Raw genomic sequence first — 22,309 nt, 5'->3', positions numbered from 1 at the left:
CTGCGGCCCGCACTCACCCCTTGCTGCCCGGCTCGGGGGGCTCGGCATCGGGGGGCGCGACGCGGCGCGGCGGTTCGGGATTCTCGGTATCCTCAAGCCCCGCCTCGGCAGGGCCGTGGCTGAAGCTGGCGGGTGGCGGCAGATCGGCGATCACGGCAGGCGGCAGGCCCATCAGCATCCGCACGATGGTCACCAGTTCCTCGCGCAGCTTCGTGCGCGGCACCACCCGGTCCAGCATCCCGTGTTCCAGCAGGTATTCGGCGCGCTGGAACCCCTCGGGCAGCTTTTCGCGGATCGTCTGCTCGATCACGCGCGGCCCGGCAAAGCAGATCAGCGCGCCGGGTTCGGCGATCTGCACATCGCCCAACATCGCATAGGATGCCGTCACGCCGCCGGTGGTGGGATGGGTCAGCACCACGATATAGGGCAGCCCGGCCTCTTTCAGCATCTGCACCGCAACCGTCGAGCGCGGCATCTGCATCAGGCTCAGGATGCCTTCCTGCATCCGCGCGCCGCCCGCGGCCGAGAACAGGATCAGCGGGCGGCGCAGCTCGACCGCGCGCTGGGCGGCGGCGATGATGGCATTGCCGACATACATGCCCATGGAGCCGCCCATGAAGCTGAAATCCTGCGCCGCGCAGACGACCGGCGTGCGCCCGATCTCGCCCTCGGCAACCAGCATCGCCTCTTTCTCGGCGGTGGATTTCTGCGCCGCCTTCATCCGGTCGGGATATTTCTTCTGGTCGCGGAAGGCCAAGGGGTCGGCCAGCGGCGTCGGCACCGCAACCTCGGTGAAGATGCCGCCGTCAAACAGCGTCACGAAGCGGTCGCGCGGCCTGATCCCCATGTGGTGGCCGCAGGCGGTGCAGACGTTCAGGTTGTCGCTCAGTTCCCGGTGGAACAGCATCGTTCCGCAGGCGTCGCATTTCGTCCACAGGTTCTCGGGGATCTCGCGGCGCGAGAACAGCGAGTTGATCTTGGGCCGGACGTAGTTGTTGATCCAGTTCATGCGCGCGCCACCCTCGGAACGGTCTGGCCGCTCAGATAAGCCGCGGGGCCGGGAAATGCAATCGGCCCCGGCCGGTCAGATCAGCGCGCGCAACAGACGCCACATCGCAAAGATCACCAGAATGTCGATCCCCAGCGTCAGCGGAACCATCACCTTGTCCGACATCTCGAACGGGGTCACGAACAGCGACAGCCCGGTGATCGTGCCCTTGACCGACACGATCAGCAGCGCGCTGCAATTGTTCACGAAATGCCAACCCATCGCGACGCCCAGGCTGCCCGTCCGTTCGGTCAGATCGGCCGCCGCCAGCGAGAAGGCAAAGACCGCGACCAGGATCCCCCAGGCATTGATCCCGGCCGCCGGGTTGATGTGCAGCACCGTGAAGACCAGCGCGGGCAGCCCCATCCAGACCACCCGCGCGGCAAAGCGCGCGGCCAGTTGCTGTTGCAGATAGCCGCGGAACAGCACTTCCTCGGACCCGGTCTGGATCAGCACCAGCACCAGCGCAAGGGGCAGGAACCGCAGCCATTGGTCAATCGGCAGGCCCGCCTCCAGCGGCAGGGCCGCCCGGCCGATCAGGAACAGCCCCGCATAGACCGGCACCAGCACCGCCACCGCGACGCCAAAGCCGCGCACCCAGTCGCGCATCGGTCCGAACAGGCTGCCCGGTTCGCGATAATGCAGCGCGGGCGTGGCGATCAGCACGCCCAGCCCCATGCCGATGAAGCTGGCCAGCACGAACAGCGTCTGGCCGGGCGTCGCGGGGGCCATGATGCCCTGCATCCAGCCGAAATAGGCCAGCGGCCCCAGCACCGGATAGGCGCCGACCAGCAACAGCGCGAAACAGCCCGCATAGATCAGCCCGATCACGCCCAGCGCTATGATGACCCGCCAGAGTTCGGGGTAAAGCCGTGCGGGCTCGACATAGGCCTCGAATAGGGGGGATCGCATGGGCTCTCTGGGGTTGGGGCGGCGCGTCGCGGGCAAGCTAGCGCGCAGGCGCCCGGGCTTCAACTCAGACGCGCAAGGCCACCCGCGCGGCCAGCCAGGACACCCCAAGCACGCCCAGATCGACCAGGAACAGCGGAACAAGCGCCGGATCGTCCGCGGCAAAGGGATAGGTGTAAAGCGCCAGCCCCGAAATCGGCCCGTCCAGCGCCACCACCAGGATCGCCACCGCGTTGTTGACGAAATGCAGCGCGATGGCCGGCCCCAGCGTGCCGCTGCGCGCGGTCAGATCCGCCGCCGCGATCCCGAACAGCCCCGCCCAGAGCGTGACCATCACGGCATTGCCGCCTGCGATCCCGGGCTGGTAATGGCCCAGCGCGAACAGCGCCGCGGGCAGGCCGATCCAGATCAGGGGGCTTTGAAACCGCGCGGCAAGCTGCTGTTGCAGATAGCCGCGGAACAGCACTTCCTCGGCCGTCACCTGGAGCAACACCAGCGGCAGCGCGAGTGGCAACAGCATCAGCCAGCGCGCGGGATCGAGGTTCGGCCGCAGATCGGCGCCTGCGGGCAGGATCAGCGCCAGCGCCCCGTAAAGCAGCACCAGCGCCCCCAGAACGCGCAGGAACTGCGCCACCGCACGCCCCGCCGGACCGGTCAGCGAGAGCAGGCCGCGGCCGTGAAAGGTGCTTGCCGCAACCAGCGTGGCGACCAGCATGAACAGGAACGAGGCCAGCAGCCACAGCGCATCCGCCGCCGTCAGCGTGGTGCCGAACACGGCCGCAAAGGCCGATTGCGCAATCGCCGTGCCGCGCAGCACTGCGACCAGCCCATAGGCCGCGTAGATCAGCCCGATATTGATCGCAAGGATCGCCACCGCGCCCGCAAGCAGACGCCAGATCTCGGGCCGGGCGCGGGCCGCGTGGATGAAATGCTCGTGGGGTCGGTAATTCATGGGGCCCCGGTCCAATACCCGCCGACACTAGACCGCGGGCGCGCGCCCATCAATCGCTTGTCTCCCTTTCCCGCGGCGTCTATTGCCAAGGGCAACACGAGCCGGAGGAAGCCAGCATGCCCCCCATCGACAAGTCCCGCCTGCCCAGCCGCCACGTCACCGAAGGCCCGGCCCGCGCGCCGCACCGGTCCTATTACTACGCGATGGGCATGTCCGAAGCCGAGATCCACCAGCCCTTTGTCGGCGTCGCGACCTGCTGGAACGAGGCCGCGCCCTGCAACATCGCGCTGAACCGGCAGGCCCAGGCGGTCAAGATGGGCGTCAAGGAGGCCAAGGGCACGCCGCGCGAGTTCACCACCATCACCGTGACCGACGGCATCGCCATGGGCCACGAGGGGATGCGCTCCAGCCTAGCCAGCCGCGAGGCCATTGCCGACAGCGTGGAACTGACCATGCGCGGCCATTGCTACGACGCGCTTGTGGGCCTTGCGGGCTGCGACAAGTCGCTGCCGGGGATGATGATGGCCATGGTGCGGCTGAACGTGCCCAGCGTCTTCATCTATGGCGGCTCGATCCTGCCCGGTCGGCATGAAGGCCGCGATGTCACCGTTCAGGACGTGTTCGAGGCGGTGGGCCAGAACCAGGCGGGCAACATGTCCGAGGCCGCGCTGATCGCGCTGGAAAAGGTCGCCTGTCCCTCGGCCGGGGCCTGTGGCGGCCAGTTCACCGCCAACACCATGGCCTGCGTGTCCGAGGCGATCGGGCTGGCGCTGCCGAACTCGTCGGGGGCGCCTGCGCCCTACGAATCCCGCGATCAATATGCCGAGGCGTCGGGCCGCGCGGTGATGAACCTGATCGAGCGGAACCTCCGCGCCCGCGACATCGTCACCCGCAAGGCGCTGGAAAACGCCGCGCGCGTGGTGGCCTGCACCGGCGGGTCGACCAATGCCGGGCTGCACCTGCCCGCCATCGCGCATGAAGCGGGGATCGAATTCGACCTGTTCGATGTCTGCGACATCTTCCGCGACACGCCCTATTTCGTCGACCTGAAACCCGGCGGCACCTATGTCGCCAAGGATCTTTACGAAGCAGGCGGCGTGCCGGTCGTGATGAAGGAACTGCGCAAGGCTGGCCTGATCCACGAAGACTGCATGACCGTGACGGGCCGCAGCATCGGCGAGGAAATCGACATGGTCACGCGCGAGGCCGATGGCCGGGTGATCTATCCGGTGTCCGCCCCGATCACGCCGACGGGCGGCGTCGTCGGCCTCAAGGGCAACATTGCCCCCGATGGCGCCATCGTCAAGGTCGCGGGCATGGACAAGGAACAACAGGTCTTCACCGGCCCGGCCCGCGTCTTCGAATGCGAGGAAGACGCCTTTGCCGCCGTCAAGGCCCGCGAATACAAGGAAGGCGAGGTACTGGTCATCCGCAACGAGGGCCCCGCGGGCGGCCCCGGCATGCGCGAGATGCTGGCCACCACCGCCGCGCTGTCCGGTCAGGGCATGGGCAAGAAGGTCGCGCTGATCACCGATGGCCGCTTCTCGGGCGCCACGCGCGGCTTCTGCGTCGGCCATGTCGGCCCCGAGGCGGCGCATGGCGGTCCCATCGCGCTGTTGAAGGATGGCGACATGATCACCATCGACGCCATCAAGGGCGAATTGTCGGTTGCGCTGTCGGACGAGGAACTCGCACAGCGCAAGGCGGACTGGAAAGGCCCGCGCGCGACGATCTATGCCTCGGGCGCGCTTTGGAAATACGCCCAGCAGGTGGGGCCGACCCGCCTGGGGGCCGTCACCCATCCCGGCGCCGCGGCGGAAAAGCACGTCTACATGGATCTCTGATCCGGCCTGCCGGGACCGGCCCCTTGCGGCCGGTCCCGCGCCTGTGCGGACAGCGCCGGTGGGGTTGGTCGGCGGATTGATCCGGTTTTCACCGCTTTTTCCTGCTGGAATTTACCCGGATGAAACCGGTCCCGGTGTCCTCTGGCGGCGTCGCAACGCAGAACGATCCGCCCCGCCGATGGCCCATGCACCCGTTTCCCTGGTTGACAGCCTGCTGTTCCGCCATGCGTTGAGCGCATGGGACCGGGCGGCAGAGCGTGCCGAAAACAGCGATCCGGCACGCTTGCGGCCGTTGCGGGCGCGCGCACTCGCCCTGCGCCACCGGCTGGACCGGGTGATCCATGCGGTGGACGGGCGGCTTGCCCGACCGCCCGCCGGGGCCGGGGGCCGGGGCCTTCCGCTGGGGTGCGACTGGCTCTGGCGGCCTGAAATGTGGTGCGGCCCGCTGTCCCCACCCGGCGTGGTGGCCCCCGAAAGCGGCACCGCCTTCGGCGCCGGGATGCGGCTTTTCCACGATTGCATCCGTCCCGAGCTGGTCTTGCGTCAGATCGCCAGATCCGGCCCGGGCGACCGCCCGCCCCATGCGCTAAGGCTTGAGGTGTTCCGCTTCGAGGGCAGTTTCCTGTCGCTGGCCATCGACCTGCCCGCTGCCGCAATGACCGGGCTGCGCCGCCGCCACCTGATCCGGCTGGATGCCGCCATCGAGACCGAGCGGCCGCTTGGGATCTTTGCCCGACTGAACATCCGCCACGGCCCCAATACCGCCCAGCTTGTCCGCGCCATCCCCCCCGATACGCCCGAAATCGAGCTGGAATTCGATCTTGCCGTCATCGGGCTTGACGAGGATCGGGTCGGCAAGATGTGGCTCGACCTGATCTTCGAGGCGCCGCAGATGAACTGCATCACGCTGCACGATCTGCTGCTCAGCCGCCGCCCGAGGGCCGAGCCATGATTCATCTGCGCCCGCCCGTTCCGCCCCGCCTGACCGCCACCCGCCTGCATGCCGGGGTGTGGGAGGGGGTGCTGGATGCCCCCGGTACCGATCCGCCCGGGATCGAGGCGCTGCATCTGGGCCGTCCGGTGCCCGGCCTGCGCCTGACCCCCGATCCCGACCGGCCCGGCCGCTTTGCCCTTGCCCTGCCGATCCCGGCCGAGATCCTGTCCGACGGCGTGCAGACCTGCGTGATCCGCGACCGGACCAGCGGCGCGACGCTGGCCAGTTTCACGATCCTTGCGGGCAGCCCGCTGGACCATGACCTGCGCGCCGAGATCGACCTGCTGCGCGCGGAACTCGACCTTCTGAAACGCGCCTTCCGCGCCCATTGCGTCGAGACCGCCCCGGCCCCCGCGTGACGCCGCGTCCCCCGTGACAGCCGCCCCAAGCGGCGCCACTCTCGCACCGGGAGGACCGCATGACCGACTATCCGCATCTTCTGGCCCCGCTCGATCTGGGCTTCGTGACGCTGAAAAACCGCGTGCTCATGGGCTCGATGCATACCGGGATCGAGGAACGCGGCGACTGGGACAGGGTGGCCGAGTTCTATGCGCTGCGTGCCCGTGGCGGGGCCGGGCTGATCGTGACCGGCGGCATGGCCCCCAATCCCGAAGGCGCGGTCTTCCCCGGCGCCGCGGGGCTGTATACGCCCGAGGACATTGCCAATCACCGCCGCGTGACGGCCCGTGTCCATGCCGAGGGCGGCCTGATCGCGATGCAGATCCTGCATGCGGGCCGCTACGCCTATGGCCCCGATTGCGTCGCCCCCAGCCCGGTCAAGTCGCCGATCTCGCCCTTCGCCCCCCGCGAACTGGACGAGGCGGGGATCGAGAAACAGATCGCCGATATCGCCCTTGCCGCCGCCCGCGCCTGCGAGGCCGGTTATGACGGGGTCGAGGTGATGGGCTCGGAGGGCTATTTCCTCAACCAGTTCCTGGTGACCCACACCAACCGGCGCAGCGACCGCTGGGGCGGGCCTTACGAAAACCGCATGCGCCTGCCGCTGGATGTGGTGGCCCGGGTGCGCGCGGCGGTCGGCCCCGATTTCATCCTGATCTACCGGCTGTCGATGATCGACCTTGTCCCAGAAGGGTCCAGTTTCGACGAGGTCGTGACCCTCGCGCAGCGCATCGAACAGGCGGGCGCCACGATCCTGAACACCGGCATCGGCTGGCACGAGGCGCGCGTGCCGACCATCGCCACCTCGGTCCCGCGCGCGGGATTCGCCTGGGTTACGCGCAAGCTGATGGGCAGGGTCGGGATCCCGGTGATCACCTCGAACCGGATCAACGCGCCCGACATCGCGGAAACCCTGCTCGCCGAAGGGGCTGCCGACATGGTCTCGATGGCGCGGCCGTTCCTGGCCGATCCCGATTTCGTCGCCAAGGCCGCCACGGGACGGGCCGACCAGATCGCCCCCTGCATCGCCTGCAACCAGGCCTGTCTGGATCACACCTTCTCGGGCAAGGTCTCGACCTGCCTTGTCAATCCCCGTGCCTGTTTCGAGACCGAGCTGCGCTATGCCCCCGCCGCCATTCCGAAACGCATCGCCGTGGTCGGTGCCGGGCCTGCCGGGCTGTCGGCCGCGCTGGTCGCGGTCGAGCGCGGGCATCATGTCACGCTTTACGAGAAATCCGACCGGATCGGCGGGCAGTTGAACCTTGCCGCCCGCATCCCCGGCAAGGAGGAGTTCCAGGGGCTTCTGACGTATTACCGCCGGATGCTCGCCCTGCACCGGGTCGATCTGCGCCTCTCGACCGCCCCGGATGCCGCAATGCTGGCCGGGTTCGACGAGACCATCCTTGCCACCGGCGTCACCCCGCGCGATCCCGCCATCCCCGGCCAGGATCTGCCCCATGTGCTGGGCTATCGGGACGTTCTGGCCGCGGATGCCCCGGTCGGTGCCCGGGTGGCCATTCTGGGCGCAGGTGGCATCGGCTTTGATGTGGCCGAGTTTCTCGTGACCGGCGACAGCCCCACCCTGCACCCCGAACATTGGCGCGCCGAATGGGGCGTGGCCGATCCCGCGCAGCATCGCGGCGGGCTGGCGCCTGACGGTCCCCGCCCCGCGCCGCCGCTCCGGCAGGTGACGCTGATGCAGCGCAAGCCCGGCACGCCCGGCAAGGGACTGGGCAAGACCACCGGCTGGATCCACCGCGCCGCGTTGCGGATGAAGGGCGTGCGCATGCTGGGCGGCGTCGCCTATCGCCGCATCACCCCCGACGGCATCGAGATCGCCGAAGGCGACAGTGCCCGCCTGATCGCCGCCGATACCGTCGTGCTGTGCACCGGGCAGGAACCCGATCGCCGCCTGTCCGCCGACCTGACCGCCGCAGGCGTGGCCCATCACGTCATCGGCGGCGCGGATGTTGCGGCCGAACTGGACGCCAAACGCGCCATCGACCAGGGCGCCCGCCTTGCTGCCCGCCTTTGACATCAACGGCTTGCGCGCCCGCTCGGCAGGCGGTCCGGGTTTCCCGCAGCGTGACGATGGCGCCATCACCCAACTATTGTCGAGCGGCTTTCAAAATCCTGCCCGAATTCGGCGGCACGGTGACCGGCAGCACGGGGGTGTGATCAAGGATGTTCCGATGGACCGACTGACCGAGATGGAGGCCTTTGCCACGGTGGTGGATCAGGGCGGCTTCACCGATGCCGCCAAGAAGATGGGCATCTCCAAATCCGCCGTGTCCAAGCATGTCTCCTCGCTCGAGGCCCGGCTGGGCGCGCGCCTGTTGAACCGCACCACCCGCCGCGTCAGCCCGACCGAGATCGGGCTGGCCTATTACGACCGCGCCCGCAAGGTGCTGAACGATGCGGGCGAGGCAGATGCGCTGGTCACCTCGATGCAATCGGCACCTTCGGGGCTGTTGCGCATCTCGGTTGCCACCGATTTCGGGGTGAACCACCTCTCGCCGCTGCTGGGCGATTTCTTGCAGCAATATCCGGATATTACCGTCAACATGGTGCTCAACAACCGCTATGTCGAACTGATCTCCGAAGGGTTCGACATGGCGATTCGCGTCGGCGAACTGGAAGACAGCACCTTGCGCGCCCGCAGGCTGGCCGAGACCACCAAGCGCATGATCGGCGCGCCCTCCTATTTCCAGAAGTTTGGCCGCCCGCAGAAGATCGACGATCTCAACGAACACAAGCTGTTGCACTATTCCAATCAGGCCAGCGGCAATGTCTGGAAGATCACCGCCCCCTCGGGCGAGAAACGCCAGGTCCGAACCGCGGGCTGGCTGACCGTGAATGACGGCCAGTCGCTGCTGAACGCGGCGATCTCGGGCCTTGGCATCGCCTATCTGCCGAGCTTCCTGTTCAAGGACGCGATGGAAAAGGGCCTTGTCGAAGAGGCGATCCCCGGCCTGCCGCTGGAAAAGCTCGGCATCTATGCCGTCTACCCGCCCGGCCGCTTCACCCAGCCCAAGGTCCGCGCCTTCATCGACTTTCTGGTTGAGCAGTTCTCGGTGGAGGACGCGGTCATCTGACCGCGGCCTTCCGCCGTCTCAGTCCAGTGCGGTGACGATCACCTCGACCCGGCGGTTCTGCATCCGGCCTTCTTCGGTGCGGTTGCTGGCAAGCGGCGCCAGAAAGCCTGCGCCCGCCGCGGTCACCCGCGTCGCGGACACGCCCAGCCGCTCGATCAGATGGCTGCGCACGGCCTCGGCCCTGCGCCGCGACAGGGCGATATTGCCCTCCAGCGCGCCGACCGCATCGGTATGGCCGATCAGCATGACCGACAGCCCCGGATTCTCCGCCAGATATTGCGCCAGCGCGGCAAGCGAGGCGAACTCGCCCTCGCTCAGCGCCGCCGCGCCGGTGGCAAAGTCCAGATCGGCTAGCACCGCCCGGCCCTCGCGGTCCAGCCGCTCGGCCAGCGCACCCTCGGGCACGGCGTCTTCCCCCTTGCTCGACAGCGTGTCGGCGACGGACGGTGCAGCGGCCGGGCTGACCCGCGTCACCTGTACGAAACCCCGCGTGCCGGACCGGCTGACCATCAGCGTCGCGTATTCCGGGCCGGCGCCGGTCAACCGCCGGGTGGACAGAAACCGGAAATCGCCCAGATCGACATGCATCAGCGGTTCCGGCAGCGTGTCGGTGGCAAAGCGGAAATCGAACCCGCCGCAGCCATCCGCCGCGCAATCGTGGATCGGCAGGAACCCCTCCTCCAGCAGCCGTGCGCGCAGCGGCGCGAGGATCTGCATCGTGGTCCGTCCCTCCAGCGGTTCGTGCCAGGCCCGCCGGGTGATCGCGCCCTCGGCCTCGATCACGGGCACCTGCGCGCCATCGAAACCGCCCACTGGAATCGCGACACTGCCCAGCGCTTCCCGCTCGTCGGCGGTCACGCCGGCGCTCTCGGGCGGGCTTAACGCCGCCAGCGCACCCGGGGCGAGCATCGCCGCCAGGATCACGGCCAGACCCCGAAATCTCATCTATGCGCGCCGTGATAGGCCGGGTTCGGCTCCATCCCGCTGGCCGAGGCGATCCGGTTCGACATGTTGAAGAAGCCCGCGACCGCCGCGATGTCCCAGATATCCCGGTCGCTGAAGCCCAGATTGCGCAGCGCCTGACGGTCGGCGTCCTCGACCTTGTGGCTTTCCTCGGTCAGCTTCGCTGCGAAATCCAGCATCGCGCGCCGGCGGGCATCCAGCTTCGCGGCGCGATAGTTCATCACCATCGCCTCGCCCAGCGCCGGATCGCCCGACAGCTCGCGCACCGCGGCGCCATGGGCGACCTGACAATACCAGCAACGGTTGATCGACGAGACCACGACCGCGATCATCTCGCGTTCCAGCTTGCTCAGCCCGCTCTGCCCCAGCATCAGGTCGTTATACATCGCGGTAAAGGCGTTCAGCTTGGCGATGTCGAAGGCATAGGCGCGCAGCACATTCGGCACGAGGCCCAACTTTTCGGCGCAGATGTCGAAATATTTCCGCGTCTCAGGCGGCAGCGGGTCGACCTGCGGCAGGTCAAGGGCGGTGGGAAGTTCGCGATCCTGGGTCACGGCTGGGGCCTGGGGGTCGTTTTCATCCGGTAGTGATACTGTCCCACATTCCGCATCCCCAAGGAAGCATAGAGCGCGCGCGCCGCTGCATTGGCCTCGGTCACCAGCACGACGATCTGTTCCGCGCCCTCATCTTGTGCCCATTGCGCCGCCGCCCGCATCATGTTGCGGGCCGCGCCTTGCCGTCGATGGTCCGGCGCCACGGCGACCGCATGAACGAAGCACAACCCGTCATGGATCGCGGCAAAGCCTGCGCCCGCCGCGCGGTCGTTCTGGCGGCCCAGCACGGCCGTCTTCGGCCCGGCAACACGCGCCATCACCGCGCGCCGCCCTGCGCCGATGCCCAGTTCCTCCCACAGCTCGTCCATGATCGCCAGCGGTTCCCAGATCGTGAAGGCGGTCACAGGCGCGGGCGGTTCTGCGGCCAGTTCGGCCACCGGCGCGGCCAGCATCACCACCGGATCGACCAGCGCATAACCCTGCGCCGCCAGCAACGCATCCAGCGCATCCTGCCCCGGCCGCACCATCACCAGCGGCACCTGCCCCAGCGCCGCAATCGCCGCCTCGGCCGCGGCCAGATCGGCCTCGCTGACCGGCCCCTCGGCCGTCGCCGCCGACACCCGATTGCCGCCGCCCCTTCCCTCGCGGATGCGGAACGGGCCGACCTGCGTGACCGCAAAGGTCGGCCAGGTCGCCTCCTGCGCCGCGAACAGGCGCTCGGGCGTCACGCCACGGCCTCGGGGAACAGGGCGGACAACCGGCCCATTGCGGCATCGATCCGCACCCCGTCGGTGCCCCGGATCACGACATTCGTGCCATAGACGCCATCCCGGATGAACGGATAGGATCCGATGGACAGATCGCCGAAATCCTCGGCCAGCCCGCGCAGCGCGGCCGCGATATCGCCCTCGGCGCGCTGCACAGTCAGGTTCTGCGACAAGAGCGCATCGCCGCCGGTCAGCGTCGGCAGTACGCCCGCCACCATCGCCTGAAAGATCGAGGGCACGCCCGCCATCACGCAGACATTGCCGATGCGAAAACCCGGCGCGGCGGAAATCGGGTTCTCGATCAGGCTGGCGCCATCGGGGATCCGCGCCATCCTGAGCCGCGCCTCGTTCAGATCGCGGCCCATCCGGTCGCAATAGTCCTGCATCAGGGCGCGGGCGTCTTCGCGCACATCGATGCCGACGCCGAACGCCTTGGCCACCGCGTCGGCGGTGATGTCGTCATGCGTGGGCCCGATGCCGCCCGAGGTGAACACCGTGTCATAGGCCGCCCGAAGCGCGTTCAGCGCCTCGACGATGCGCGGCTCGATATCGGGGACGATCCGCACTTCGGACAGCCGTATCCCGTGCTTGACCAGTTCGCTCGCCAGGAAATGCATGTTGGCATCGCGCGTCCGCCCCGACAGGATCTCGTCGCCGATCACCAGCATCGCCGCCGTGGGATTGCCCATGCCCGCCCTCCTTGTCCGGCCACAGCCTCGGTATAGGAGCCTGCCTTGCGGTTTCAAAGCCCCCTCGTGGCAGGCGGGCCGATCCGCCGCGACAACTTCCGAACATAGCGCGCTCTGGCCTTTGCTGCCGCAGCGGCTTATCTTGCCGCGGATAAGCCAAGGAGCCGCCATTGGACGACAGAACGCGCGACCGCCGCACCAGGGACAATATCCGCCTGTATCACCCGGCGGATTTCGCATCCATGCGCGCGGCCGGCCGTGTCGCCGCCGAAATCCTCGACGAGATCGTGCCGCTGATCCAGCCTGGCCAGACCACGGGCGAGATCGACCGCGTTATTGCCGATCTGGTCGAACGCAAGGGCGCAACCTCGGCCACCATCGGCTACAAGGGCTATCAGCACGCAAGCTGCATTTCCGTGAACCATGTCGTCTGCCACGGCATCCCCGGTGCGCCGGTTCCGAAAAGCGGCACCGAGACGATCTCGAAGGATCTGGAAAAGCGCCGTGCCGACGATGTCCTGCTGGATGGTGACATCCTGAATGTCGATGTCACCGTGATCGTGGATGGCTGGTATGGTGACACCTCGCGGATGTATGTCGCGGGCAAGCTCGGCCGCAAGGCCGAGCGGCTGATCCAGGTCACCCATGACGCGCTGATGAAGGGGATCGAGGCGGTCCGCCCCGGCGCCACCTTCGGCGATATCGGCCATGCGATTCAAACCCATGTCGAGTCGCACCGGATGAGCGTCGTGCGCGATTTCTGCGGCCATGGGCTGGGCCGGGTGTTCCATGCGCCGCCCAATGTGCTGCATTACGGCCAGCCCGGCATGGGGCCTAGGCTGGAAGAGGGGATGTTCTTCACCATCGAGCCGATGGTCAATCTCGGCCGCCCCGAAACGGCCGTGCTGGCCGACGACTGGACGGCCGTGACCCGCGACAAGTCGCTGTCGGCGCAGTTCGAACATTCCGTGGGCGTCACCGCCACGGGGGTCGAGATCTTCACCCTGTCGCCTGCGGGCCTGTTTCATCCAACCTATCGCTGAGGCCCCCCTGTCCCGCGCCGATCCCGCGCTAGATCGAAATCCGACACGCCTGGCCCCAGGAGACAGCCGCCGATGACGCAAGCAGACGTGATCCATCACCGCTTCGCCTGGCGGCTGACGCCTGCGCGCTGGGTGGTGGCGATCCTGTCCATCGCCGCGATCCTGATTTCGGTCTGGCACCTCGAAGCCGAACGCGCGGGCATCCTGATCGAACCCGTGCCCGGCACCGGCAGCACGCCTGCCACGGTCTACCGGCTGCCTGGTGCGGGGCCTGCGCCCGTGGTCATCGTCTCGCATGGCTTCGCCGGATCCCGCCCGCTGATGCAGGCGACCTCGCTCAGCCTGGCCCGCGCAGGCTATGCTGCCGTCGCCTTTGATTATGAGGGGCATGGCCGCAACCCGGTGCCGATGTCGGGCGATCTGGACAGCCCCGAAGGCACCGCGATCCTGCTTATGGCCGAGACCGGGCGCGTGATCGACGCCGTGCTTGCCCAGCCCTGGGCCGACGGGCAGGTGGCGATCATGGGTCATTCCATGGGCAGCTATATCGCGATCCGGCAGGCCGTGGTCGATGACCGTCTGGCGGCCACCGTCGCGGTTTCGATGTCGAACGATTCGATCACCGCGACCGAGCCTGCGAACCTGTTGATGATCCAGGGTGCGTGGGAAGGGCGGCTGATCCCCGAGGCGCGCGCCGCGCTCGACCTGACCGACCCCGATGCGGCTTTCGGCGAAACCGTGGGCGAGCCCGCGCTCGGCACCGCGCGGCGGGCCGTGCTGGCGCCCAATGTCGAACATGTCGGCGTGATCTGGTCGCCCGCCATGATCGAGGAAACCCGCGCCTGGCTGGACGCCACCTTCGGGCGGCAAAGTGCTGCGCCGGTGGCGCGCATGGGCGGCTGGATCGCGCTGTTGCTGACCGGCATCGTGGCCCTTGCCTGGCCGCTGGCCCGGCTGCGCGAAAAGACCCACGATCCGCGCCCCGAACCGCTGTCGCGCAACCGCTTCCTCGTCGTGGCGCTGCTGCCCGCCATCGTCGTGCCGCTGGCCCTGTCGCCGGTCGAGACGCAGGTTCTGCCCGTGCTTGTCGCCGAATATCTTGCGCTGCATTTCGCCGCCTATGGCGCGCTGGCGCTGGCGCTTCTGTGGTGGTGGGGCGAATTGCGCTGGCCCGGCCGGGCCGAGGCTGGCCGCATCCTGATGCTGGCCGGGCTGGTCGCCTTTTACGGCATCTGCGTCTTCGGGCTGGCGATGGATCGCTATGTCACCAGTTTCTATCCGATCCCGATCCGGCTTGCGGTCATCGCCGCGATGGCGCTGGGCACGCTGCCCTACATGCTGTCGGACGCGCTTATGGTCGAGGGCGGGCGCGCGCCGCTCTGGCGCAGCCTGACCGCGCGCGGGGCCTTTCTGGTTTCGCTGGGGATCGCCACCGCGCTCGATTTCGACCGGCTGTTCTTCCTGCTGATCATCCTGCCGGTGGTGCTGGTCTTCTTCCTGCTGTTCGGGATGATGGGCGGATGGATCGGCCGTGCCACTGCCCGGCCCGCGGGCGCGGGGCTGGGGCTGGGGCTGTTCCTGGCCTGGGCGCTGGGCGTGACCTTTCCGATGTTCCAGGCGGTCTGAGCACGCGTCTGCACCTGGCGCCCGGGGGCGTCAGCCCGACAGGCCCCGGATCGCGGCAAGGCCCGAATCGGACAGGTCGAGCAGGCGGGCAAGGTAATGTTCGCGCGCTGTGAACCCGCGGGCGCCCTCGCCGGCAAAGGCATCCTCCATCGCGTCGATCAGCCGGTTCAGGCGGCGCTGGTGCAGCCCGAATGCGGCCTGAACGGGGTCGGCGATCACCCCGGCAAAGGCGACGGTAATTGCGCCTGTCGCCATCAGCCCAAGGCCCACGCCCGCCATCAGCCCGGACGAGACCTCTGCCGGAAACAGCCCGTACCAGGCCGAACCCATCAGCCCGCCCAGCGGAAAGGCGGCAATGGCTGCCTGTTGCGCCAGCACTGCCGCCAGCCCCGGCGCCAGCGAGATCATGCCCGGCGTCAGCGAATGAAAGGCGAAAGCCCCGGCCCCCAGCGCGCCCAGCGCGGTGGTCACCTCGGCCATCGCCGCGCGCGTGCCGCCATAATCCGACAGCGCCCGGGCGCTTTGCGCCCCGGCCTGCGCGCGGGCCGCAACCAGTCCGGCCAGCGTCGGGTCCGCAAGGATCGCGCGGGCCAGCGCATCGCCGGTGCTGGCCCCGCCCGGACCGGTCCAGGGCAGTTCGAAAAGCTCGACGACGATGGCCCGCTCGGTCGCCTGCGCCACCGCGGTCGGCAACAGCACGCGCCGCGACATCAGCCAGTCCGCGGTGCGGGGCGCATCCAGCCGTCGCGCTACCCCGCCGCCCAGCCGTGCCAGCACCAGCACCGGCGAGAGCAGCATGTTGGCAGGCGCGCGCAGGATGTCCCAGCCCAGCGCATTTGCGTGCAACTCGAGCGTTCCGCGCAGTCCGAAGCGCCTGCGCACGAAGTCCGGCACCCGCGCCCGGCGCTCGTCGAAATAGGCGCGGGCGGCGGCGACCAGCGCGGCATCGGCGGCCCCGTGACCCGTGTCGGGGCCGGTTTCCGCGCTGGTGCGGGTGTTGTCGATGCTAGAGTTGTCCGGATCGGGCGTGGTCATGCGCGCAAGATGGGACGCCGTCTGCCCCGCCGCCAGAGGGGATTTCGCGATGGCAGGGGCGGCGTGATGCAGGATCTGCGGAATCCCGCTCAGAAGCTCATCTTCGCGTCTCGCATCAGCCGCAGGGCGTGCGTTCAGGCCGTTCCCGCGGCGTAGCGTTCCGCCCCGGACCGGATGCGGTCCGACAACTGGATGATCGACTCGAGCCGGTCCTTGATGGCGGTGTGATATGTTTCGAGCTGTTCGATCAGGCCGCCCAGGCTTTCGGCCCCGGCCGTCAGGCGGCCGCATTCCACCCGGCCCATGACGCGGATCGAATCAAGTCCCAGCACCATGCGGCGCAGATCCTGACTGGTCCGCGACAGCATGCGTGCCATGCGGATCGCTTCGGCCAGACCCTCGCGGGCGCGCTCGGCGCAGCGCGCTTCCAGGTCGGTCAGCATCGCCATCTCGAGCCCGGAATCGTTGGGGCCGCAGGCGCCGTTATCGGCCCGGAACTGGCGCACCAGTTCGGACTGGACCTCGGCGCAGCCCATGAGGAACACGCCATCTCTCACCACGCGCGCCATGCGGTCGCACAGGTTGCCGTCCGCCCCGGCAAAGGCGCCCAGCCGCGAGACGATTTCCGTCGAGGCGATCTTGTAGTTCTCGGAGATCGCGGTGATCGGTCCACCAACGGGTTCCAGCCGGTTCGCGAGGATGCGGATATTGGTCGGGACCGTCTTCAGGGCACCGAAGGTTTGTGTCAGGCCGCGTTGTTCGCGCGAGGCGTCGGTCAGGCTTTCGCTTACAGCTTCCATCGTGCGCAGCCTTTCGCAGCGCACCCCGCCCGATGCGGTATCGCGGATCGCCAGTTCGTTGCTCAGCGCCTGCGCCATGAAATCGCCATAGCTTGCAAAGCCCAGTTCGGCCAGGCGCGCCAGCAGGATCGCCGCGCTGGCCTCGGGATGCAGTTTTTCTGCGCGCTCGCGGGTACAGAGCGCCTCGTATTCGTTCTGGACCGCCGCGAACAAGGGACCAGAGGGTTTGATCCGGACCGACAGGAACCCGCCCTCGATCGGCAGGACCACGGCAAAGACCCAGTAATGCCGCCCGTCGCGCGCCTTGTTCTTGACATAGGCCGCGACCGGCGCGCCGCCCTGGATCGTCTGCCACAAAAGCCAGAAAACCGCCCGGGGTACGTCGGGATGGCGGATGATCTTGTGCGGGGCGCCGATCAGGTCGGGCCAGTCATGGCCTGAAATGCGCCGGAAGACCGAATTGCCTGCCCGGATCACGCCCCGGCCATCGGTGCGCGAATAGAAAATCTCGTCGATTCCGAACGCGACTTCACCCTGATCGGGTATCGGTTCGCGACCTCCGGTCTGACGCATGCGGAATCCCTTTGTGCCGACCGCGACTCGCGGCCCCTTCGCAATGCCCCATCCTTATGGCGCGTTTCTTTCCAAAGGGTTGCGATCTGCCCCCGGACTCAGCCCCGGCGCAGGATCGTTACCATCGTCTCGCCATGGCGGCGGCTGTCCAGAACCTCGGTCCCGTCGGGCGGCGCGACGGCTGCGCCTTCCTCCCAGACGATCAGCGCGCCGGGCGCGATCCAGCCCCCCGCCAGCGCCGAGGCCAGCGCCCGTTCGCCCAGCCCCTTGCCATAGGGCGGGTCGAGAAAGACCAGATCGAAGGGCGCCCCCGGACAGGCCCCCAGCCGCGTCGCATCGCGCCGGATCAGTGCGGTTTGCCCCTCGGCCCGGCATTTTTCGACATTCTCGCGAATGAGCGCCGCACCCTTCGCGCCGGTCTCGACGAATGTCACCTGCACCGCGCCGCGCGACAGCGCCTCCAGCCCCAGCGCGCCGGTGCCTGCGAACAGGTCCAGCACCCGTGTCCCCGTCACCGGATCGCCATGGCCGCCATGGGTCAGGATGTTGAACAGGCTTTCGCGCACCCGGTCGGCGGTGGGGCGCAGATGCGCGCCCGGATCGCCCTTGCCGAGCGCGGCCAGCCGCAATCCCCGGTATTGCCCCGCGATGATCCTCACGCCGCCATCAGCGTCTTGAGATCGACCGCCGGATCCGCGACCAGCGCCGGATCGGGCGAGCGCCCGGCCTCGATCAGCCGCTTGGCGGTCATGTAGGCGCGCGGTTCGTTCATCGCGTCCACCGCCAGCAAGTCCGCCCCGCGATAATACCAGTGGCTGATCCCTGCCTTCTCGCCCGGCCGCACAACGACGCGATCAAAGCCCGTGTTCAGCCCCGCGATCTGCAACTTGACGTCATACTGGTCCGACCAGAACCACGGCTTCGGATCATAGGACAGCCCGGCCCCCAGCATGTTCGCCGCCACCGTCTCGGCCTGGTCGATGGCGTTCTGCACGCTTTCCAGCCGCAACCGCCCGCCGCGCCAGGGAAAGCTCGCGCAATCGCCCGCCGCCCAGATCGCCGGGTCCGAGGTCTGCCCCAGCGTATCCACCGCAATCCCGTCCGCGATCGTCAGTCCCGCCGCCTCGGCCAGATCGGTCGCGGGTGTGACCCCGATGCCCGCGATCACGAAATCCACCGAAAGCCGCGTGCCGTCGCTCAACTCCGCAGCGCGCACATGACCATCGCCACTCAGCCGCACCAGCCCCGTGCCCTCGCGCAGATCGACGCCATGGCCGCGATGCAGCGCCCGGAACCAGTCCGAGGTCTCGGCACAGGCCACGCGCTGCAAGATCCGGTCCGCCGCCTCGATCAGCGTCACCTTCAGCCCTCGCGCCGCCGCGACCGCCGCCGCCTCCAGCCCGATATAGCCGCCGCCCACGATCAGCACCCGCGCGCCGTCGCGAAAGGCGGGCGCCATCGCGTCCACATCGGCGAGCGTGCGCACCACATGCACGCCGCCCAGATCGCCCCCCATCGCCGCAGGCAGCCGCCGCGGCACCGCGCCCGTGGTCAGCGCCAGCATGTCATAGCCGATGGCGGTGCCGTCCGCCTCGACCACGCGGGCCGCCCGGTCGATCCGCGCCCCGCGCAGGCCAAGCCGCAGCTCGATCCTGTGCTCGGCATAGAATTCCGCCGGGCGCAGATAGAGCCGCTCGGCCCCGATCTCGCCCAGCAGGTATTTCTTGGACAGGGGCGGGCGCTGATAGGGCGGCGCGGCTTCCTCGCCGGTCAGCGTGATCGGCCCCTGATGCCCCAGCCCGCGCAGTTTCGCGGCCAGCGCCGCCCCCGCCTGACCGGCGCCGATGATGACGATACGGGACATTGCACTTCCGCTCTGGCACGATCCGGGGCAGACACTATCTGACGGCCGAAACCGTTTGCAATCCATCAGGAGGGACAGAAATGACGATTTCCACCGGCGACCGCCTGCCCGAGGCCACCTTTGTCCGACTGGGCGAGGCCGGGCCCGAAGAGGTGAAGCTCTCCGAGACGCTTGCCGGCCGCAAGGTGGTGATCTTCGCCGTCCCCGGCGCCTTTACCCCCACCTGCCATTCGGCCCATGTGCCCAGCTTCGTGCGGGTGATGGACCAGCTCAAGGCCAAGGGCGTGGACGAGGTGATCTGCCTTGCCGTCAACGATCCCTTCGTGATGAAGGCCTGGGGCGAGGCCACCGGCGCCACCGCCGCGGGCATCACCATGCTGTCCGATCCGCATGGCGACTTCACCAAGGCAGTCGGCCTCGACTTCAGCGCACTGCCCGTCGGCCTCGTATCCCGCTCGCGCCGCTATGCCCTGATCGCCGATGACGGCGTTGTGAGCGTCCTCAACCTCGAGGAAACCCCCGGCGAATGCGGCATCTCTGCCGGTGAAGCCCTGCTCGAAGCCCTCTGATCCGGGTCAAGGCCGCCGCCCGCCCGATGCGCCATGGGGTGTCGGGCGGGCGGACCGGGGTAAGCTGTCGTCGCGGGGCCGGTGTGGTTTCCGCACCCTCTTAGAAGGAGTCATGCCGGGAATACATGTGGTTAGGCGGGGTGGATGCGCAAGCCCGCTGGCGCATGGCGAACTGGTTCGGCGACAATCAGGCACTGACAAGGCACGGGTGATTTCTGATCCGGCTTGGCAAGATAACCGCTTGCCTCGCGCCGCATGAGGGCGCCCCTTGGCGACCGCCGCGATGGCCAGCAGGGCTTGAGCTGCTGCCGGTTTCGTGGATAGCGAGTCAAGCTAGCATGGCGCGGGCCTCGAGCTCCATGGGGCTGAGGTAGCCCAGAGGCACCGGGCAGCGGCCAGGCAATCTATGACTCAAAGCTACCCGATTTATCCAGAGCGCATCGTTGCCGAACATAACTGGCGCGCTAGCGGACGTGCAGAACGCCCCACAGAACTGCGACTTGATCTGACAAGAGGTCGCCGGTTTGGTCGGAAGTTAGGCGGGATGCAAAAGTCAACAACAGGCAGCCAACTGATTTCTATATAGATTTATTGGCTAAGTGGCAGCCCGTAGGGCTTCCAGTAGTATGTCTGCCACCGTCTAGGGCCGTCTGAAATAATCATTGTTTCCAATTTCTTGCTGCATTGTATCGTCTGCCCATGTCTGGACTTGATCGCCTGTTTCTGCGAAATTTCTGTAGTAGGAATGTAGTAGGGGATGCATCATGGCGCGGGGTTCCGACCTTCTCACGGCAATGAAGACCAAGGGCACGAAAGAGCCGGTCTTCTATCTGGACGGCAAGCCGTTGACCGAACCGGGCCACTACCGGGACGGCAAAGGGCTGTATCTGCAAGTGTCGATTTGGGGCACGAAGTCGTGGGTCTTCCGCTACACCGTTCGCGGCAAGGTTCGGGGCATGGGGCTTGGTTCGGTCGAAGACCTGTCGTTAGCCGCAGCCCGGAACGAAGTGGAACGTTTGCGCGTGATCGTCCGCGAAGGCCGTGACCCTATCGAAGAACGGCGCGCGTCGAAGGTTGACCCGGACGCGCCGAAGATCGTCACTTTTGCCGATGCACTGGACGAATACATGAAGTCGGGCAGGATTGAAGACTTCCGCAGCGACAAGCACCGCAAGCAATGGCGCGCAAGCCTTGATCTTCACGCCGTCCCGAAAATCGGGGCGAAGGACGTGGGCACCATCACGATTGACGACGTGAAGGACGTGTTGAAACCGATATGGGCGACGAAGACCGACACGGCCCGCCGCGTTCGCGGTCGCATGGAAAGCGTGTTTGCTTGGGCTATTGACGAAGGTTGCCGCCAGCACGACAACCCGGCTTCGGTGAAGGCGCTTGAAGTTTGGATTGGCAATCAGAAAAAGGCCGAAGCGCAAAACCACCCCGCAATTCAACAAGGCGACTTGCCTGCATGGTTCGCCGATCTTCGTCAACGGGACGGCATGGCGGCGCGGGCGCTAGAATTTGTGACCCTTTGCGCGTCGCGGTCGGGTGAAGTTCGCGGCATGACCTTTGGCGAAGTTGATTTCGCGGCGAAAGTCTGGACCATCCCCGCAGCCCGTATGAAAATGAAAAAGCCGCATTCTGTGCCGTTGTCCGACGCCGCGATTGCCGTATTGAAGGCACTTCCGCACTTTGAAGCCGATCACAATGACCCGAAGGCGCTAGTTTTCCCCGCGCCGCGCGGCGGCGTCATGTCGGATATGACCCTATCAGCGGTTTTCAAAAGAATGCACGAAGCGAAGGCAAAGAAGGACAATCGCGGCTGGATAGACCCGAACGTATTGACGACGCCCGAAGACCCCGCAGAAGAACCGCAGCCGCGCCCCGCCGTGCCGCATGGCCTGCGCAGCACGTTCAAGGACTATTGCACTGTAAATCAATGGGATAACCTGCTTTCGGAGATAGCCCTTGCGCATCGCGTGGGCAACGAAGTCGAACAGCGGTATCGTCGCACCGATCTTGTCGAACAACGCCGCGCAATGATGGGGGCATGGGCCGCATTCTGTCGGGGTGAAGTGGCCGAAGCGTCGAAGGTTGTTCCGCTGCGGTCGGGGGCCGCACAATGACGGGTTTCAAGACCGCCAAGTTTTCGGATGAAATAATCGAACTGATTAATCGTCGTCGCCCCGGTCGAAAGCGGGGAACGCCGGGCCATACGGGAATGCGCCAAACCAAGAAGGGCGCTGTCGCACAAAAAGCCGCCGAAGCCGTGAAGGCGAATTCCTTCGAAACCGTCGAACTGGCGATAGATCACTTCGAAGAAGAATATCTAGGAACGCCCGGAAAACTGACCAAAGACCAACGAAGACACTTCAAAAATCGAATAGAAACATTCCTTTAAGGCGCTATCGAAGCTTCATTCTTCGCGCTCATAGTTCGCCATGCGCCGGGCTAGGTTGCTCACATGACAGGCAGACATGCCAGAACAAGTGGAGTAGCCCCTATGAACCCGCGATATTCACCGGCCGGCTGACATTGGAGCCAAGGTGCTGCTTTCGGGCGGGTCGAGGGCGTCCTGAGGGCCC

21 protein-coding genes are annotated in these 22,309 nt (G+C 67.2%); 10 read left to right on the top strand and 11 right to left on the bottom strand.

The genetic code is table 11. The features are described from left to right. Window positions 1–13 precede the first annotated feature (13 nt). The 3 genes from accD to GH815_RS08245 all read right to left on the bottom strand — a co-directional run bounded on the left by accD (window position 14) and on the right by GH815_RS08245 (window position 2,909). Window positions 14–1,009: an acetyl-CoA carboxylase, carboxyltransferase subunit beta gene (gene accD, locus GH815_RS08255; RefSeq protein WP_153748292.1), complete on the bottom strand. Its 996-nt coding sequence runs from the start codon at window positions 1,007–1,009 to the stop codon at window positions 14–16. A 75-nt stretch (window positions 1,010–1,084) separates the two neighbouring features. Beyond that, window positions 1,085–1,960 carry a CPBP family intramembrane glutamic endopeptidase gene (locus GH815_RS08250; RefSeq protein WP_153748291.1) on the bottom strand — a complete coding sequence of 292 codons (876 nt, stop codon included), beginning with the start codon at window positions 1,958–1,960 and terminating at the stop codon, window positions 1,085–1,087. Between the two features lie 64 nt (window positions 1,961–2,024). Then, window positions 2,025–2,909: a CPBP family intramembrane glutamic endopeptidase gene (locus GH815_RS08245; RefSeq protein WP_153748290.1), complete on the bottom strand. Its 885-nt coding sequence runs from the start codon at window positions 2,907–2,909 to the stop codon at window positions 2,025–2,027. 116 nt (window positions 2,910–3,025) lie between these two features. Between GH815_RS08245 and ilvD the strand changes: the two genes are divergently transcribed. The 5 genes from ilvD to GH815_RS08220 all read left to right on the top strand — a co-directional run bounded on the left by ilvD (window position 3,026) and on the right by GH815_RS08220 (window position 9,241). Further along, window positions 3,026–4,753, top strand: a complete 1,728-nt coding sequence (gene ilvD / locus GH815_RS08240) for a dihydroxy-acid dehydratase (protein ID WP_153748289.1) — start codon at window positions 3,026–3,028, stop codon at window positions 4,751–4,753. Window positions 4,754–4,931: 178 nt separating this feature from the next. After that, entirely contained in the window at window positions 4,932–5,705 is a 774-nt protein-coding gene (locus tag GH815_RS08235) for a DUF6478 family protein (RefSeq protein WP_153748288.1), read from the top strand. After that, window positions 5,702–6,106 (top strand): thioredoxin domain-containing protein, encoded by a 405-nt coding sequence (locus GH815_RS08230; protein ID WP_153748287.1) that lies wholly within the window; start codon window positions 5,702–5,704, stop codon window positions 6,104–6,106. The genes GH815_RS08235 and GH815_RS08230 overlap by 4 nt, the downstream gene beginning before the upstream one ends. A gap of 59 nt (window positions 6,107–6,165) precedes the next feature. Next, a complete protein-coding gene (locus tag GH815_RS08225; protein ID WP_153748286.1) occupies window positions 6,166–8,181 on the top strand; it encodes an FAD-dependent oxidoreductase in 2,016 nt (671 codons plus the stop codon). Between the two features lie 157 nt (window positions 8,182–8,338). Beyond that, complete coding sequence (locus GH815_RS08220) at window positions 8,339–9,241, top strand: LysR family transcriptional regulator (RefSeq protein ID WP_153748285.1); 903 nt, start codon at window positions 8,339–8,341, stop codon at window positions 9,239–9,241. 18 nt (window positions 9,242–9,259) lie between these two features. Here GH815_RS08220 and GH815_RS08215 read toward each other — a convergent pair whose 3' ends face one another. From GH815_RS08215 to GH815_RS08200, 4 genes are read right to left on the bottom strand one after another with little or no spacing between them, the layout of a single operon-like run. Beyond that, window positions 9,260–10,186: an OmpA family protein gene (locus tag GH815_RS08215; protein WP_153748284.1), complete on the bottom strand. Its 927-nt coding sequence runs from the start codon at window positions 10,184–10,186 to the stop codon at window positions 9,260–9,262. Beyond that, window positions 10,183–10,758 (bottom strand): peroxidase-related enzyme, encoded by a 576-nt coding sequence (locus GH815_RS08210; protein WP_343030728.1) that lies wholly within the window; start codon window positions 10,756–10,758, stop codon window positions 10,183–10,185. The genes GH815_RS08215 and GH815_RS08210 overlap by 4 nt, the downstream gene beginning before the upstream one ends. Continuing rightward, window positions 10,755–11,486, bottom strand: coding sequence for a GNAT family N-acetyltransferase (locus tag GH815_RS08205; RefSeq protein WP_343030727.1), 732 nt, complete (start codon window positions 11,484–11,486; stop codon window positions 10,755–10,757). Before GH815_RS08205 ends, GH815_RS08210 begins: the two co-directional genes overlap by 4 nt. Then, window positions 11,483–12,214: a competence/damage-inducible protein A gene (locus tag GH815_RS08200; RefSeq protein WP_153748283.1), complete on the bottom strand. Its 732-nt coding sequence runs from the start codon at window positions 12,212–12,214 to the stop codon at window positions 11,483–11,485. The genes GH815_RS08205 and GH815_RS08200 overlap by 4 nt, the downstream gene beginning before the upstream one ends. A gap of 170 nt (window positions 12,215–12,384) precedes the next feature. Here GH815_RS08200 and map point away from each other — a divergent pair, with 170 nt between their 5' ends. Both map and GH815_RS08190 read left to right on the top strand, forming a co-directional pair. Continuing rightward, entirely contained in the window at window positions 12,385–13,257 is an 873-nt protein-coding gene (map, locus tag GH815_RS08195) for a type I methionyl aminopeptidase (protein WP_153748282.1), read from the top strand. Between the two features lie 72 nt (window positions 13,258–13,329). Continuing rightward, the gene (locus GH815_RS08190; RefSeq protein WP_153748281.1) at window positions 13,330–14,883 is read left to right on the top strand and encodes a dienelactone hydrolase family protein; all 1,554 of its coding nucleotides are present in this window, start codon (window positions 13,330–13,332) and stop codon (window positions 14,881–14,883) included. Between the two features lie 30 nt (window positions 14,884–14,913). On the opposite strand, the gene GH815_RS08185 is transcribed toward GH815_RS08190, so the two are convergent. The 4 genes from GH815_RS08185 to GH815_RS08170 all read right to left on the bottom strand — a co-directional run bounded on the left by GH815_RS08185 (window position 14,914) and on the right by GH815_RS08170 (window position 19,155). Further along, complete coding sequence (locus tag GH815_RS08185; RefSeq protein ID WP_246176363.1) at window positions 14,914–15,918, bottom strand: DUF6635 family protein; 1,005 nt, start codon at window positions 15,916–15,918, stop codon at window positions 14,914–14,916. A gap of 134 nt (window positions 15,919–16,052) precedes the next feature. Further along, window positions 16,053–17,291, bottom strand: coding sequence for a PAS domain-containing protein (locus GH815_RS08180; RefSeq protein WP_153748280.1), 1,239 nt, complete (start codon window positions 17,289–17,291; stop codon window positions 16,053–16,055). Between the two features lie 98 nt (window positions 17,292–17,389). After that, on the bottom strand, window positions 17,390–17,950 hold the full coding sequence (gene rsmD, locus GH815_RS08175) for a 16S rRNA (guanine(966)-N(2))-methyltransferase RsmD (protein WP_343030725.1): 561 nt from the start codon (window positions 17,948–17,950) through the stop codon (window positions 17,390–17,392). Beyond that, a complete protein-coding gene (locus tag GH815_RS08170; RefSeq protein WP_153748279.1) occupies window positions 17,947–19,155 on the bottom strand; it encodes an NAD(P)/FAD-dependent oxidoreductase in 1,209 nt (402 codons plus the stop codon). The genes rsmD and GH815_RS08170 overlap by 4 nt, the downstream gene beginning before the upstream one ends. Window positions 19,156–19,235: 80 nt before the next feature. On the opposite strand from GH815_RS08170, the gene GH815_RS08165 reads away from it, so the two are divergent. The 3 genes from GH815_RS08165 to GH815_RS08155 all read left to right on the top strand — a co-directional run bounded on the left by GH815_RS08165 (window position 19,236) and on the right by GH815_RS08155 (window position 22,125). Continuing rightward, the gene (locus GH815_RS08165) at window positions 19,236–19,724 is read left to right on the top strand and encodes a peroxiredoxin (protein WP_153748278.1); all 489 of its coding nucleotides are present in this window, start codon (window positions 19,236–19,238) and stop codon (window positions 19,722–19,724) included. 794 nt (window positions 19,725–20,518) lie between these two features. Further along, window positions 20,519–21,850, top strand: a complete 1,332-nt coding sequence (locus GH815_RS08160; RefSeq protein WP_170290320.1) for a tyrosine-type recombinase/integrase — start codon at window positions 20,519–20,521, stop codon at window positions 21,848–21,850. Further along, on the top strand, window positions 21,847–22,125 hold the full coding sequence (locus GH815_RS08155) for a hypothetical protein (RefSeq protein WP_153748276.1): 279 nt from the start codon (window positions 21,847–21,849) through the stop codon (window positions 22,123–22,125). Before GH815_RS08160 ends, GH815_RS08155 begins: the two co-directional genes overlap by 4 nt. The last annotated feature ends 184 nt before the right edge of the window (window positions 22,126–22,309 follow it).

The sequence above is a fragment of the Rhodovulum strictum genome, from assembly GCF_009649175.1.
Classification (GTDB): Bacteria; Pseudomonadota; Alphaproteobacteria; order Rhodobacterales; family Rhodobacteraceae; genus Rhodovulum; species Rhodovulum strictum.
The sequence above is the reverse complement of the archived record's forward strand: the minus strand, read 5'-3'. Positions and strand labels throughout refer to the sequence as shown.

Excerpts from the sequence above, each read along its gene's own strand:
- GH815_RS08170 (WP_153748279.1), bottom strand. The coding sequence starts at position 19,155 with ATGTCCCGTATCGTCATCATCGGCGCCGGTCAGGCGGGGGCGGCGCTG.
- GH815_RS08190 (WP_153748281.1), top strand. The coding sequence starts at position 13,330 with ATGACGCAAGCAGACGTGATCCATCACCGCTTCGCCTGGCGGCTGACG.
- GH815_RS08245 (WP_153748290.1), bottom strand. The coding sequence starts at position 2,909 with ATGAATTACCGACCCCACGAGCATTTCATCCACGCGGCCCGCGCCCGG.
- GH815_RS08160 (WP_170290320.1), top strand. The coding sequence starts at position 20,519 with ATGAAGACCAAGGGCACGAAAGAGCCGGTCTTCTATCTGGACGGCAAG.
- accD (WP_153748292.1), bottom strand. The coding sequence starts at position 1,009 with ATGAACTGGATCAACAACTACGTCCGGCCCAAGATCAACTCGCTGTTC.
- GH815_RS08155 (WP_153748276.1), top strand. The coding sequence starts at position 21,847 with ATGACGGGTTTCAAGACCGCCAAGTTTTCGGATGAAATAATCGAACTG.
- GH815_RS08180 (WP_153748280.1), bottom strand. The coding sequence starts at position 17,291 with ATGCGTCAGACCGGAGGTCGCGAACCGATACCCGATCAGGGTGAAGTC.
- GH815_RS08165 (WP_153748278.1), top strand. The coding sequence starts at position 19,236 with ATGACGATTTCCACCGGCGACCGCCTGCCCGAGGCCACCTTTGTCCGA.
- GH815_RS08225 (WP_153748286.1), top strand. The coding sequence starts at position 6,166 with ATGACCGACTATCCGCATCTTCTGGCCCCGCTCGATCTGGGCTTCGTG.
- GH815_RS08215 (WP_153748284.1), bottom strand. The coding sequence starts at position 10,186 with ATGAGATTTCGGGGTCTGGCCGTGATCCTGGCGGCGATGCTCGCCCCG.
- GH815_RS08200 (WP_153748283.1), bottom strand. The coding sequence starts at position 12,214 with ATGGGCAATCCCACGGCGGCGATGCTGGTGATCGGCGACGAGATCCTG.
- GH815_RS08235 (WP_153748288.1), top strand. The coding sequence starts at position 4,932 with ATGGCCCATGCACCCGTTTCCCTGGTTGACAGCCTGCTGTTCCGCCAT.
- GH815_RS08230 (WP_153748287.1), top strand. The coding sequence starts at position 5,702 with ATGATTCATCTGCGCCCGCCCGTTCCGCCCCGCCTGACCGCCACCCGC.
- GH815_RS08250 (WP_153748291.1), bottom strand. The coding sequence starts at position 1,960 with ATGCGATCCCCCCTATTCGAGGCCTATGTCGAGCCCGCACGGCTTTAC.
- ilvD (WP_153748289.1), top strand. The coding sequence starts at position 3,026 with ATGCCCCCCATCGACAAGTCCCGCCTGCCCAGCCGCCACGTCACCGAA.
- GH815_RS08185 (WP_246176363.1), bottom strand. The coding sequence starts at position 15,918 with ATGACCACGCCCGATCCGGACAACTCTAGCATCGACAACACCCGCACC.
- GH815_RS08220 (WP_153748285.1), top strand. The coding sequence starts at position 8,339 with ATGGACCGACTGACCGAGATGGAGGCCTTTGCCACGGTGGTGGATCAG.